Annotated in this window: 14 protein-coding genes; 1 reads left to right on the top strand and 13 read right to left on the bottom strand. The window is 41.5% G+C overall.

Features of this window, described 5'->3' with window-relative positions:
- Positions 1–185: 185 nt before the first annotated feature.
- The 4 genes from AC3XNE_RS07120 to AC3XNE_RS07105 all read right to left on the bottom strand — a co-directional run bounded on the left by AC3XNE_RS07120 (position 186) and on the right by AC3XNE_RS07105 (position 5,391).
- Positions 186–1,199, bottom strand: a complete 1,014-nt coding sequence (locus AC3XNE_RS07120) for a LacI family DNA-binding transcriptional regulator (protein ID WP_489831410.1) — start codon at positions 1,197–1,199, stop codon at positions 186–188.
- A gap of 101 nt (positions 1,200–1,300) precedes the next feature.
- Entirely contained in the window at positions 1,301–2,653 is a 1,353-nt protein-coding gene (locus tag AC3XNE_RS07115) for an MFS transporter (protein WP_489831409.1), read from the bottom strand.
- 15 nt (positions 2,654–2,668) lie between these two features.
- On the bottom strand, positions 2,669–3,784 hold the full coding sequence (locus AC3XNE_RS07110; protein ID WP_489831408.1) for a glycoside hydrolase family 172 protein: 1,116 nt from the start codon (positions 3,782–3,784) through the stop codon (positions 2,669–2,671).
- A 218-nt stretch (positions 3,785–4,002) separates the two neighbouring features.
- The gene (locus AC3XNE_RS07105) at positions 4,003–5,391 is read right to left on the bottom strand and encodes an FAD-dependent oxidoreductase (RefSeq protein WP_489831407.1); all 1,389 of its coding nucleotides are present in this window, start codon (positions 5,389–5,391) and stop codon (positions 4,003–4,005) included.
- Positions 5,392–5,639: 248 nt separating this feature from the next.
- Between AC3XNE_RS07105 and AC3XNE_RS07100 the strand changes: the two genes are divergently transcribed.
- On the top strand, positions 5,640–6,626 hold the full coding sequence (locus AC3XNE_RS07100; RefSeq protein WP_489831406.1) for an MBL fold metallo-hydrolase: 987 nt from the start codon (positions 5,640–5,642) through the stop codon (positions 6,624–6,626).
- A 104-nt stretch (positions 6,627–6,730) separates the two neighbouring features.
- Here AC3XNE_RS07100 and hxlB read toward each other — a convergent pair whose 3' ends face one another.
- From hxlB to AC3XNE_RS07055, 9 genes are all read right to left on the bottom strand, one after another.
- Positions 6,731–7,294: a 6-phospho-3-hexuloisomerase gene (gene hxlB, locus AC3XNE_RS07095; RefSeq protein ID WP_489831405.1), complete on the bottom strand. Its 564-nt coding sequence runs from the start codon at positions 7,292–7,294 to the stop codon at positions 6,731–6,733.
- A gap of 48 nt (positions 7,295–7,342) precedes the next feature.
- Positions 7,343–7,975: a 3-hexulose-6-phosphate synthase gene (gene hxlA / locus AC3XNE_RS07090; RefSeq protein ID WP_489831404.1), complete on the bottom strand. Its 633-nt coding sequence runs from the start codon at positions 7,973–7,975 to the stop codon at positions 7,343–7,345.
- A gap of 113 nt (positions 7,976–8,088) precedes the next feature.
- Positions 8,089–8,418, bottom strand: coding sequence for a DUF202 domain-containing protein (locus tag AC3XNE_RS07085; protein ID WP_489831403.1), 330 nt, complete (start codon positions 8,416–8,418; stop codon positions 8,089–8,091).
- A 34-nt stretch (positions 8,419–8,452) separates the two neighbouring features.
- Positions 8,453–9,331 carry a PTS system mannose/fructose/sorbose family transporter subunit IID gene (locus tag AC3XNE_RS07080; RefSeq protein WP_489833386.1) on the bottom strand — a complete coding sequence of 293 codons (879 nt, stop codon included), beginning with the start codon at positions 9,329–9,331 and terminating at the stop codon, positions 8,453–8,455.
- The gene (locus AC3XNE_RS07075) at positions 9,306–10,175 is read right to left on the bottom strand and encodes a PTS mannose/fructose/sorbose/N-acetylgalactosamine transporter subunit IIC (protein ID WP_489831401.1); all 870 of its coding nucleotides are present in this window, start codon (positions 10,173–10,175) and stop codon (positions 9,306–9,308) included. Before AC3XNE_RS07075 ends, AC3XNE_RS07080 begins: the two co-directional genes overlap by 26 nt.
- Before the next feature lie 88 nt (positions 10,176–10,263).
- Complete coding sequence (locus tag AC3XNE_RS07070) at positions 10,264–10,761, bottom strand: PTS sugar transporter subunit IIB (protein ID WP_489831400.1); 498 nt, start codon at positions 10,759–10,761, stop codon at positions 10,264–10,266.
- Positions 10,762–10,808: 47 nt separating this feature from the next.
- The gene (locus tag AC3XNE_RS07065; protein WP_489831399.1) at positions 10,809–11,240 is read right to left on the bottom strand and encodes a PTS sugar transporter subunit IIA; all 432 of its coding nucleotides are present in this window, start codon (positions 11,238–11,240) and stop codon (positions 10,809–10,811) included.
- A 287-nt stretch (positions 11,241–11,527) separates the two neighbouring features.
- Positions 11,528–12,211 (bottom strand): response regulator transcription factor, encoded by a 684-nt coding sequence (locus tag AC3XNE_RS07060; RefSeq protein ID WP_489831398.1) that lies wholly within the window; start codon positions 12,209–12,211, stop codon positions 11,528–11,530.
- 232 nt (positions 12,212–12,443) lie between these two features.
- The gene (locus AC3XNE_RS07055; protein ID WP_489831397.1) at positions 12,444–12,632 is read right to left on the bottom strand and encodes a hypothetical protein; all 189 of its coding nucleotides are present in this window, start codon (positions 12,630–12,632) and stop codon (positions 12,444–12,446) included.
- Between the last annotated feature and the right edge of the window lie 19 nt (positions 12,633–12,651).

Here is a 12,651-nt window from a genome sequence, read left to right as displayed (position 1 = left end):
CTTCTTGCTTGTTGGAGCTCGAGTATGAAAATAGAGCGGAACGAGACGTTTAAAAGATGAGCGTTATCGACGCTTAGGCCTTATAAGTGCAGTTTAACCATTGTGAGGTCTAAGTTGGATAAGCGGAATCTCCTGTCTCGCGAAGCTCGCGTATAATAACATCACTATATAATGAATAAACTACTTTAGTACAAGTTGCTCTGACCTATAAAACGAGTAGTTTCTCCTTGTCGGAAAGAAACTGGTATTACTTGGTCGTCAACTTGGTCTCCCTTGATCAACGAAAGCAAACTGTCTACGGCTGCAAAGGCCATCACTTTAGCAGACTGCTGGACACTCGATATCGGAGATGGCAACTCATTTAGTATATTAAAGCCGTAAAACCCAACAATTTGCACGTCTGCGGGAATTTTGACCGTGGTCTTTTTCAACTTAGAGATCAAGCGATAGGCAACTTCATCGTTAACACAGAATATTCCATCGATCTCCTCAATATTAGTAACCACTTGGTCTAAAAGATACTGACTTTCTAAAGAATTTTCCGGACACTCATAAATCTGAACATCAACCTTTTGCTTCTTGGCTTCTCCGATAAAACCTTGTTTCCTTTTCATTGTGTTGTTCGGAAAAGGAGCAACTTCGCCAACATAAGCAATCTTTTGTGCCCCGCGATCCCTTAGTTCGTCAAAAGCGATCTTACCTCCATGGAAATTATCGGAAGTAATTGTTGCAACATGCTGATATTCCTGCGTGTTAAAGTAACGGTCAATGCTGACAAAGGGTATCTTGCTGGATAAGTACGGCTCGATATCGTTGTAGGTGATCCCGATCAGGCCATCGACCTTGTTTTCTTGAGCCATTTTCAAGAAATTTAACTCGCTTTGTGGGTCACTTTGATTATTTGAAAGCAGCATTCCATACCCATTGGCGTCCAGCCTTGACTCAACATAAAAGGCAAATTCTGAAAAAAACGGGTGCCAGATAAACGGCAGGCTTAAAGCCACAATACGCATGGAGTTGGATCTTAAGGCCTGCGCAAGCTTATTTGGACGATAGCCCAAAGCGTCCATTGCATCTTGTACTTTTTTCAACGTTACTTGAGAAAAACCGGGTTTATTGTGGATCACACGTGATACAGTAGCGATCGAAACGCCTGCATATTCTGCCACATCTTTAATGCTCGGTGAATTATTAGCCAATATATCGCCTCACCTCTCTAAGAAGTATTATACTATATCAACTAGTGATCCATGAAACTCTTTTTTAAATAATCTGACATCCATATTTATTCACGTTAATTTCATTGATCTTGACGCATCTTAGAAAGATCTTGCCTGATCCTACCTTCCATCTTTTCATATTTACGATAGAACAATAGCGGAATGATCGACAGCAAGAAAACTACGATCGGGAACCAAATAAATGACAGCTGGATCCCTAATAAACCTTGTGCACTTTGTGCGTGTCCTGGAACATAATTAAACATTGACATTAGCTTGGTTGGAATAGCTCCACCGATCCCAGTACCCATCTTAGTACAGAAGGTCGTACCGAATGCTGTTAGCAGTCCAGCCGCATTAATACCTGTTTTCCACTCACCATATTCAACAGCGGAGCCGATCAGGACAAATGGTTGTGATAAGGCAAATCCTACACCTAAACTACCAATGACCCAGCCAGTAATGATACCAAATAGATTATGTCCAGAGATCAAAACAAGTAATTGACCGACAGTTAACAGGACAACTCCGTGGATCCAGATAGTCCGTTTATACAACTTATGATTAATGAAAGGTACCAAAGTTGTAGTAACTACTTGTAAAATACTGAGTCCGTTAACTATTGAGATCACATTTTGATGACCATAATTATAGGTCAAGTAATAAACTAAAGTAGAAGATCTAGCCGTTTGACCAGTCCAGAACAGAAGGTTTGCAATGATCAGCAAAAACCATGACCAATTCCCCTTCATCGCTTTAAAGCTGCTCTTTAAGCTGACCTTTTTTGTTTTGAGGGTAACACGCTCCTTGATGTTGGCAAACGAGATCAAAGTGAGTACCATTCCTGTTAGCGCTAAAATGATGATCGTCCAACGAAAGCCGACGACTTTATTGCCCTTACCCAATACATGGACCATTGGCAGTGCAAACACGTTAACGATCAATACACCGATCTGTGCCACAGCTAACCGCACAGAATTAGAAATTTCTTGTTCATGAGTGTTAGTTGTCATCAAAGACAATACAGTTATCAGCGGCGTATTTAAACCGGTATATAAGACATTAGTAACTACATAAGTGACAGTAAAATAAACGATCTTAGCTTTTAGCGGCCAATCTGGAACTGAAAATAAAAGAATACCAAACAACGTAAATGGCACAATGATCCAGAGAAAATAAGGTCTAGCCTTGCCGTATTTAGAATGAGTCATATCGATCAACATGCCCCAAACCGGCGCGTCGATCGCATCGAAAACTCTGGCGATCAGCATGATGATCCCGGCCGCCCCAACAGGGATCAAAGCCACATCAGTCAAAAAATATGACAAATAAACTGTGATCATATTATAAACAAGCAGCCCAGCAAGGTCTATTTGTCCAAAAGCAAACCGCTCGCGCCAAGATAATTTCACATTAGCTGATTTATTATTCATAATGCTCATCCCTTCCTAGCGTGGTAAACGTTGCTCTTTAGGTAAAATAGTTGGCAAATTGGAAGAAGGAGAATCTTGGTACCAGTAAGCAACTGAAGCAACATCATCAGAGCGTTCAAATAAACCGATGTCATTATTACCGATCTGTTGGACCGTAGCTTTAAAGTCATTTTTAAAACGAATAGGATCTAAAATATGGAAACGATACAAGCCATGCATCGGCAGTGCGTCATTACCAAACGCATGCGGCGACATCAATTGACCGGTTTCAAAATTATCTCTCGTCGTATCAACTTTGGACATAAAAGGATAACCCATAAATGGCCGTTGGAATGTTTGCGCGAAGGTGTTGCCGTCTTCATCTTTATTATTAAATGCCCAAGCACCGCCGGAATAATCTTCTGATCCAGTTGAAGTTACCGTCGGATATTGCTTGTCTCCATCGATATAAAACTTAAACTCACCTTCGCCCCACCAATATCGTTGCAGAGCACAAACTTCAAAATAAACACCAACGAAATGTCCTGTACCCTTGATCGTGGGCAAGACCGTATAATCATTTTGTTTTTCCGTATATTCTGTTCGATTCCAATAAGCATGGAAGTACCCGGTTTCATCTTCTACCGGCTTTTCAACATAGTCTATCCCATAGAAAAAGTCATCAATATCACTGTCATGTTCATTCGTAATGGTGATCTTAGCTTCTTTTTTGAACGGCATTGGGAAATATGAGTTGAAACCACCACTAGGGTTGACTGTGATCAATGCTGAATTGATATCGCATCTTTCACCAAAACCATTACAGAAGAAATCTCCGATCGGTGCTTCAACTGCAGGCGTTTCAGAACCATCCCAATACATTCTGAGAACAACATTACGTAAAACAAAGCTGCCCTTAGGTGTGGCGTCGGTGATAGTCATCCAGATATGGCGGATCTCACCGCTAGTTTTAATATCAGCCAAAGTGACAGTCTCACCTTGCGGCAGATCGATCGAACCCTTACCTTTTCTTGCAGGTCCTAAATCGCTGCCTGACATTGCCGCTTTACCTTTTTCACCAGTCATATTTTCGGGTGAAATAGTCCGGTTGACCTCATCAACTTTTATTTTGGTTAAATCTTCAATGCCCATTACAAATACTCCTTTGCTTTTTAATTTTAATTGCAAACGTTTTTTAGTAAACGTTTACTGTATAATAACCCTATTAATCACACGTGTCAATAACGATTATAGTAATCATATAGTAAACGATATCTAATAAAAGCTAAAAAAACGCTTAACAGAACGATTTTTCTGCTAAGCGAATGAAGCCCATTATTTTTTATTTCCACAATTCATAGATCATCTAGCTATTTCGTACCTTGTTTGGCCTGTTCAGCGGCTGTTTGACCTGCTACACGCCCACTAGTCAACGCAAATTGCACTGAACTACCAGACATATATACATGGTTGTAGAGCCGTTTATTAGCTGACTCACCAGTCGAAAAAAGATTAGCGATAACTTGACCATCTTTATCTAATACTTCATATTTTTCGTTAGTTTTTACTCCACCAAATGTACCCATAATAACAGGATAGATACGAGCCGCGTAATATGGTGCAGTATTTAGCGGCACAACATGTTCTGCGTCTTTCCCCATACTATCATGCCCACTTTTGGCACCGTCATTGTACTCATTAACGGTTTTTTCTAATGACTCATCTTGGATATTCATTTGCCGGCTCAACTCAGCAATGCTGTCTGCTTTAACGGCACGGCCAGCAGCAACTGCATCATCTAAAGGCTTCAACAAAGACTTATTTGCAGTCGCGGAATCAAGTACGATCCACGGTTCATCAGCAGTTAAAACTGCGTTTGCCACAACGGCATAATGACTGGCTTCATTCAAGAAACGTTTGCCATGACCATCAACATATAATTTATCCCAATCCATCAAAAGTGACCCAGTCTCTGGAATGGCTGTCGTGATCCCCATTCCGATCACCCAGGGATCCTTGTACAAAACAGCACCAACGCCTTGTGCCATTACGATACCGTCACCCTTGTCACCAGCCCCGCCAACCGCAAACTGACTGGCGCTTTTTGCTGCTGGAACGTGTTCAGCGATCAATTCCTGATTATGGACAAAACCACCAGCAGAAATAATGACTTTTTTCGCATGAATTTCGCCTGTACCATCTTTATCAGCGACCGAAACTCCAGTGACTTTTCCTTCATCAGTCAACAATTTAGTCACTTTTGTTTCCGTCAATAAAGTGATATTCTCTCTTTTTTCCAAAGTAGCGGTCAGATTAGCTATCAGTTGTTTACCACCGCCGAGCCCACCAGGAGTACCTTTAGGAAAATGGATCCGCTCTTCAGGATCTTGGCCGAATCCAGCAGGTTTTTCATATGAGTGTCCTTGTTTTTCAGCTAACCACTCTGTCGTGGTCACTGCTTGATCCATAAATTTATCCACGAAAGCATAATCTGGATAAGGGCCGTCAGGGTTCGAAGTTGCCTGTCTTTGTTTCCATAATTTTAACCAATCTGCTTTACTATCTGTTATGCCAGCCTTCTCTTGAAAGCTAGTACCCGGTGCAGCTATCCCGCCGCCTGACATCCGGGTCGAACCGCCTGGCCATTCTGTTTTTTCTAACACCAAAACTTCTAAACCGCTTTCCGCAGCCGACAATGCAGCCGCAAAACCTGCTCCGCCAGCACCTATTACCACAATATCCGTTTGTTCTGGCCTCATTTTGTTTCCTCCTCGTATTGGAATGCTTTATTCTTAGTGAGATCAGCGCTTACAATATTTATTTTAACATGGATGCCTGTTTGTTCATATTCTTTTGAAGTGGTTCGAACGCACCAAGTAGATATGTTATCATTTTCGATGATAAAGTGTTATATTTGACCTGATATAAAAGAAGGGAGCTGTTATCAGGGAAAACTGTCCACCAGTTGCGTTAGAGAAATCGTCAGACGAAAGGAAGCGTTTGGATCATGACAAGCAAACCTGTAAAACGCCCAGGCATTAGTGAAATCATACTTGTTGTTCTTTCTACGATAATTTTTTCCTCACTCATGTTTCTTTTTTCAAGCACCAATGGTCACGCACAAGTGATCGACCATGCGCCAAAGTTTTCCGGCAAGGTCAAAATTCCTCAAAAAGACGGCCAAACCAAAATTCAAGGCTACTATTCGATCGAAAAACTACGCGATAACGTTTACCATATCAACGACCATTCCAAATCAACTGGCGGTAAAAAAGGTATCAATCCTGCTAGTATGTATTTGATCAAAGGCAGCGATAAAGCCTTGTTGGTGGATGGCGGTAACAAAAACATCAAAGCTCGCAAAGAATTGGCAGCGATCGTCAATAAGTTACGGGGCACGACTCCTTTGGAAATTGCGGTAACACACAATCATGAAGACCATACTGGTCAATTGGCTTTGTTTAAAGCCAATACGATCTATTATCCGAAAAAGGATAAGATCAAAGGTAAACATTATCCGAACAATTACTCCTGGGTCAAAGAAGGAAACGTGCTCGATCTCGGCAACTTTATGTTTACCGTGGTCGAAACACCGGCTCACACCCCAGGCAGTGTGACATATGTTGATCATAAAAATAGCTTAGTCGCAAGCGGCGATTCGATTGGATCTAGTTTCGTATGGTTATTTGATAAGAAGAATTTAAACACTTATCAAAAGACATTGAACCATTTATACGCACAAGTTAAAAATCTAAGGGATCCTATCTTCATGCCCGGACACAAATGGCAAACTGATCCCGCCAATAAAAAACGCGGGCCAAAATACACCCCTGACAATAAACCAATGACAATACAGTATCTCAAAGACATGATCACATTAACCAATAAGATCAAAGACGGTACTGCTAGGTCCCATAAATATTACGTTGACGGGAAGAAGCGCGGCAAGGCATACGTTTATCACCATGCCATGATCTGTATGATCGATGATTAGCATTGGTGGTCGGCATTCTTTTTTCAAAAATATGAAACACTAAAAATAGAGCTCAGACACCAAAACTGCCTGAGCTCTATTTCTTTCAACCCTAATTTTAAAGATCACTCTAAGTTCGCATGGCGCGGAAACATTGTGTCATCTGTTTCGCCAGTTAGCCACATCAGTTCTAAAACTAAAGCATCATAAGTTAACCAGCTAAGTTGTTCAAATAAAGTACCCATTGGTTGAATAGAACTAGCAGTATCTTCATCTTTGGATTCATTTTTTGGAGTACCGCCTGGGAGCATGATCATCGCATCAGAAAGCTTTGCAATTTTGGAATTAGGGTAAATGGTCAACGTTGCGACTGTGGCTCTTTGATCTCGTGCCTTTTTTGCATCAATTACTAGACTTGCAGTGTTGCCTGAACCCGATCCGATCAACAATAAATCATTTTTCTTGATCGCCGGAACCGTGGTCTCTCCGACAAAATAGACATTTAAGCCCAGCTGCATCAACCTATTAGCAAATCCGCGCGCAGCAAAAGCTGAGCGCCCCGCACCTGCAACAAAAACCCGGTTCGCTTGCAGGCACATTTGTGCAACTTTTTTTACCTGTCGGCCATCGATTTTTTCACTATATTGTAAGATTTCCTCAACGATATTATGAAGTGCTTCAGATCTCATTAAGTCCTACCTCTTTCCACAAACCATTCAACTAAACTCTAGCTTGATCTAATGTATTTTATCAGACAGTGCTTTTGCCGCAGCAACTGGGTCTTTCGCGTGGTTGATCCCTCCACCGACAATAATAATATCAGCACCTAAAGAACTACACTGTTCCACGGTATCAACGTTGATCCCACCAGCTACTGAGATAGTCGACCCTGTACTTACCTTCTGGACCGCCTTTAGTGTGTTAAGGGGCGTTTTTCCGACAGCTTGCTGGTCTACACCGACATGTACACTGAAGTGATCAACTCCCAGTTTTTCTAAGTGAGGGATCCGTTTGTCAATATCTGTGATGTTGATAGTATCCACAAAGACACTTTTGTGATGTTGATGTTGATCAGCAGCTTTTAAGCACTCACTGATAGTTAGTTCGTCAGTAATTCCAATAACTGTACAATAGTCTGCTCCTGCCCTGAATGCTAGTCCGGCTTCATATTCTCCCGCATCAACGATCTTAGTATCAGCTAAGATCTCTTTTTCAGGGAAATATCTTTTAAATTCACGCACTGCGTCCAGACCTTCTTCAATGATCAATGGTGAACCGACTTCGAAGATATCAATATAGTCACGCACTTTTTGCCCTAAAACCAAAGCATCAACTAAACTAATATCATCTAATGCTAGCTGTAATTTCACAATGAGTTCCCTCCTTTTTAACTTTTATCATCAAGAAAATCCAAAACAAAAAGTTCATGATGCTCAAAAAGCGAGTGTTTTCACGACCCGCTTTTGAATGATATTTAAGTTTCTTATCCTTTTTTGTGGTTCTTGCTAAGTTTTCGTGATCGTTTTTGCAGATAGTCGACCTTTTTTTCGTAGTCTGCAACAACTGCTTTCACATTTTTTTGCCCTCTCCAGCCGGTATAGCCAAATAGCAGCATTCCCACAGCTCCGACCACAAACAAAATGATCCCCAAGATATTCAGCCAGAGATTTTCGCCATGGAAAAAGTAAAACATCACGATACCGATCCCACTGATCATAGTATTTAACTGAAACCAATATCCTAAATTCTTAAGCATGTGCTTTTGATAAGCTACTTCTTTTTCGTAGCCCTTAGTCATTTCTTCAAGCGTCATCTCGCTCATCCTTTCTTAGGTTTCATCAAATATTTTAGTAGGACAACCCTGGATCAAAGAACCCAACAAGTACGCCGACAAAGGAAACAACAACCAAGATCAACATGGTCCAGATAGCTGAGACATGTTTTCTAGACATTAGCCACCAGCAAAACAGCGTTATGATCACGGTCAACAAACCAGGATAGATGCTGTCGATCTTATCTTGCAAATTCAAGAAGACTTTCCCATTGGCCCCACGTAATTTAAGTGACGTTTCGACGTTGACCCAGGATGCCAGGACCCCGCCAACGACCATGCTACCAACGATACTGACCGCATAACGAACAGCCGCGCCTTGTTTCCCAACCAAAAATGCAACCGCCTTATCACCCAAACTATACCCACGGAAGTATAGGAAACGCTGACCAAAGTAGGCCAACAAGACCCAGACAACGATGTAAAAAATTGCACCAAGCGGTGAACCATCAGTCGACATTCCTAATGCGATACCCAATAAGATCGGGACTAAAGTACCATCGATCAAGGAATCTCCGATACCTGCGATCGGACCCATCAAACCGGCACGCATATCGTTGATCGTTTCGCCTTGAATTTCTTTACCGTTGGAACGCGCTTCTTCCATACTAGTCGTAATACCAACGATCACGGAGCCTAACATAGGATTAGTGTTGAAAAAAGCGGTATATGCTTGAATAGCTTCAACTCGATCCTCATGCTTAGGATACAATTTTCTGATAACAGGAAGCATTGAAGACATATACCCGAAAGTCTGCATGTGCTCCTGAGAAAAACACGTTAAGGCTCCCCAAAACCACAGATGAAACGAATGAGACAGTGTTTTTTTATCTAGCTTTTTCTCGCCTGTATGTTGTGTAGTCTCCATATTAGATATCCTCCTCTTCCTCATCATCGTCATAATCATTCGAGCCTTCGCCACCAGAAGCAGCTGTCCGTGGAGTTCCGGAACCGGTATTCATTCTAATTTCGTACATAATAATTGCAAACATCAATGAAATAACAGTTATCGAAACGAGATTAAGATGCAAAGAAGCTGCCAACGTGAAGCCGACGAAGAACGGGATAAAGTCTATCATTTTATCGATAATTTGTCGTAATAGTATCGCGATCCCAACACAGGGCAACATTCCACCGACCGTGAACAAGGTCTTCATTGCAATGCCATCCATTGGTAAAGCAGCACGCAAAGCCGTTACCGCACCGGCCCCGTAATATGTCATCAGCATTGTTGGCAAAAATGAAAAGATCGCATGTGAGATCCATGGCCAACCGAAGTTAACGCCATATAGTTTGTCTAACTTCCCGCTTTTGACATCCTTCCAACCAAATGACTGCCAGACCAAGTTCAAAGTAGCGACAGCATAATAAAGAACTGTCCCAACAGTACCAACCAAGGTACCAACGGATTTTGCCAGGTTAGCTGCTGAGCCCCCAACAGGGTTTAGACTTTGAGAAGAAATTGCGACCATCGCTAACGGGATCCCGATATATGAAATTGCACGAACATCGGCAGAAACAGTTCCGCCTGGTGTAACTAAAGCAATATAAACTAACTGCATAGCTACCCCACAAGCAATCCCTAATTTCATGTCTCCCAAAACGATCCCACAGACGAGACCACCAACTAACGGACGTCCAATCGTATAATTACCAACAGCTTGCCCTGCCATACATGAATTGGAACAAAGGCAGGCAAAGAAGCCTAAAATCGCAGCCTGAAACCAATTAATTGTCATAATTACGATCTCCTTTTATGTCGACACAAATGAGATTATCTTATCTTTCTCAAAAGTGTCATTTTTCCGAAATCATTTGACCACATACTTAGTAGCCAAATTTCCCCTTAAATTTCTTCCACTCGCCGATCCTTTGATCAGGCAATAACGCGAAATCAACGAGGTACCCCGCCTGTTCGATTGCTTCAAATGCATCCGCCTCGGCTTGAGTAAAAGACTGGTTGTCTCCCAATTTGATAGCGTCATCGCGTTCATTTCCGGGACCAACATTGACTGTCTTGATATCACTAGGTTTGAAGCCCCAGTCAACAAGAATAGTCTTCATATCTTCTGGTTTTTTAGTGATCAAAAAATATCTGGTGTCTGAATTAAGGACTCTGTCTTGCACTTTTTTAAAATGCTCCATCGTCCAAACAAAAGTCTTCTTATTTCCCGCTGCAGCTTTATAAGCTGACTTTAAAACTGGATTTTGCGCTGCGTAATCGTTGATCGCTACGATCCCATCACACGGGCGCTCCTTTCCCCAACGAGTTGTGATCAATCCATGGATCATTCGGTCATCGATCCTTACAAATGAAACTGCCATAGTTATCCCTCCATTGTTATTATCTTTTCCAACAGGTTCATCAAGTGCTAAATGTCATCATCTTCATCAGCACTAGCTGTAGGTTCAAATTGTTGTAATGCAGCACTAGCCTCACCTAAAACTGTCTTAACAAATTCTTTCTCACCCAAAGAGTCCTTGTATAAAACAGCGTTCAATGCCAGCGGAAAATTCATTCCACCTAGTACTATCGTCCCTTCCATCCTACCTGCCTGTGCTAAGATGTTACAAGCCGTCGTCAAGGGACTGCCACCGACTATATCCGCTAAAAGCACAAAACTTGCTGTTGAATCAATTTGGTCAATAAGTTGTTCAAATCGTTTGCCGAATTGATCCGCCGATTCGCCTTTCTCTAGTCCGATAGCAAAGACTTCAGCTGTTTTCTCGCCCGCAAACATTTCCAATGCTGATTTCAATCCTTCAGCAAATTTACCATGGCTGATCAATATAATGTATTTCAATTCTCCACCTTCTTTTTAGTCGAGTTACGCGGGGCAAAGGGTTGCGCCCAGCCAACTTGGGCATTACAATGCTGAAAAACACATTAGAATTATTGTTCACCTTCTAGACGCCACGCTGCGCTCTGTTTTTCATAATGTACAATTAAATTTTATCAATCTCACTTAGCTTTTTAAGGTGCCTAGTGTCATTAAGAAAATGTGACATTTGTCACTAATTTCTAAAAGAGTAGTTATTGATAAAATAAAACCCCCTAACATTTGTTAGAGAGTGTCAATAAAAGTTGCTATCAAGAAATATAATTTAAGAATGGTCGCTGTTGCGGAGCTTCATTCACCAAGCCGGACTGGTTAGCCCAAATTGCCAGCTGTGTCCTGTCTCTAAAATTTAATTTGGACAAAATATTAGAAAGATAATTCCTAACTGTTCCAACTGAAAGATACATTTTGGCAGAAATTTCCTTGTTGGTCAGTCCTAAACCAATGTTTCTGATAATATCCCACTCCGATACTGAGATATCTCGTAGGGCTCGCTCTTCAACGCGGATCGCATTTTGCGGACAAGCCATTTCTGAAAATAATTTACAAACTTTAGCTGTTTCGGGTGTTTGATATATATATGTTTCCTGGGCGTCTCCGAGGATATCTGCGTATAGTCCCTCGATCGAAACTTCTTTTGTTTGCAAAACATATCCCAGACAAGTGCTAAGCACGAACCGGTACTCGCGAAAATCATTTTCCAAGAACTCTAACATGATGATTTTATTCTTTTTAAGTGGACTTTTTAAAATTAATGAGCGATCGACATCTTCGATATCAACGTCCACCAAAATCACATCAAATATATTTTCAGGATCGAGCGCAGTTTTGCCATCTGCTGCTAAGTTAGCGTTAATATTTTGAAAATTATTCAGCACGATTTTTAATGCTTGTCCCACTATGACCTTTCTAGTTAATACCATTACATCAACCATAACAAACTCCTTCCTAAAATAACCAAGCGCACCTTACATCTACTGCCCTAATGTCAGCTGCAAGGTCTCAACCAGAGGGCCTATCAATTAACCATCTCACTTCCTTGAGCTTACCTGGCGATCTGCTCAAAAACCTAACACGAGTGAAAAAACATTTTTGGTAAGCGCTTTCTTAACTATATTAAACCATATTTTCGTAGCAAAAGTGACCCCTTATCCCTCTTTCGTCATATCAAATATCCGGGAATTTTTTAGTAGTGGTTGGAAGGCCACAAAACCGTTGACTGATCCTTTCTTTGCCATACTTGGGACCGGTCGCTTCTTGACTGGACTCTTTTTTGATATACTTGAGGCCAGTCGCTTCTTGACCGGACTCTCTTTGCCATACTTGGGGCCGGTTGACGACCCTAGGATCATCCATCCACAATGTCTTCAAATAA

The sequence above is a fragment of the Ligilactobacillus sp. JN-6 (Y).1 genome, assembly GCF_058111525.1.
Note: the sequence above shows the minus strand (reverse complement) of the source record. Positions and strands in the feature narration are given on the sequence as shown.

What these genes read in the sequence shown, in the direction of transcription:
- AC3XNE_RS07115 (WP_489831409.1), bottom strand. Translation starts at nt 2,653, where the DNA reads ATGAATAATAAATCAGCTAATGTGAAATTATCTTGGCGCGAGCGGTTT.
- AC3XNE_RS07110 (WP_489831408.1), bottom strand. Translation starts at nt 3,784, where the DNA reads ATGGGCATTGAAGATTTAACCAAAATAAAAGTTGATGAGGTCAACCGG.
- AC3XNE_RS07105 (WP_489831407.1), bottom strand. Translation starts at nt 5,391, where the DNA reads ATGAGGCCAGAACAAACGGATATTGTGGTAATAGGTGCTGGCGGAGCA.
- AC3XNE_RS07100 (WP_489831406.1), top strand. Translation starts at nt 5,640, where the DNA reads ATGACAAGCAAACCTGTAAAACGCCCAGGCATTAGTGAAATCATACTT.
- hxlB (WP_489831405.1), bottom strand. Translation starts at nt 7,294, where the DNA reads ATGAGATCTGAAGCACTTCATAATATCGTTGAGGAAATCTTACAATAT.
- AC3XNE_RS07085 (WP_489831403.1), bottom strand. Translation starts at nt 8,418, where the DNA reads ATGACGCTTGAAGAAATGACTAAGGGCTACGAAAAAGAAGTAGCTTAT.
- AC3XNE_RS07080 (WP_489833386.1), bottom strand. Translation starts at nt 9,331, where the DNA reads ATGATGAGGAAGAGGAGGATATCTAATATGGAGACTACACAACATACA.
- AC3XNE_RS07075 (WP_489831401.1), bottom strand. Translation starts at nt 10,175, where the DNA reads ATGACAATTAATTGGTTTCAGGCTGCGATTTTAGGCTTCTTTGCCTGC.
- AC3XNE_RS07070 (WP_489831400.1), bottom strand. Translation starts at nt 10,761, where the DNA reads ATGGCAGTTTCATTTGTAAGGATCGATGACCGAATGATCCATGGATTG.
- AC3XNE_RS07060 (WP_489831398.1), bottom strand. Translation starts at nt 12,211, where the DNA reads ATGGTTGATGTAATGGTATTAACTAGAAAGGTCATAGTGGGACAAGCA.
- AC3XNE_RS07055 (WP_489831397.1), bottom strand. Translation starts at nt 12,632, where the DNA reads ATGGATGATCCTAGGGTCGTCAACCGGCCCCAAGTATGGCAAAGAGAG.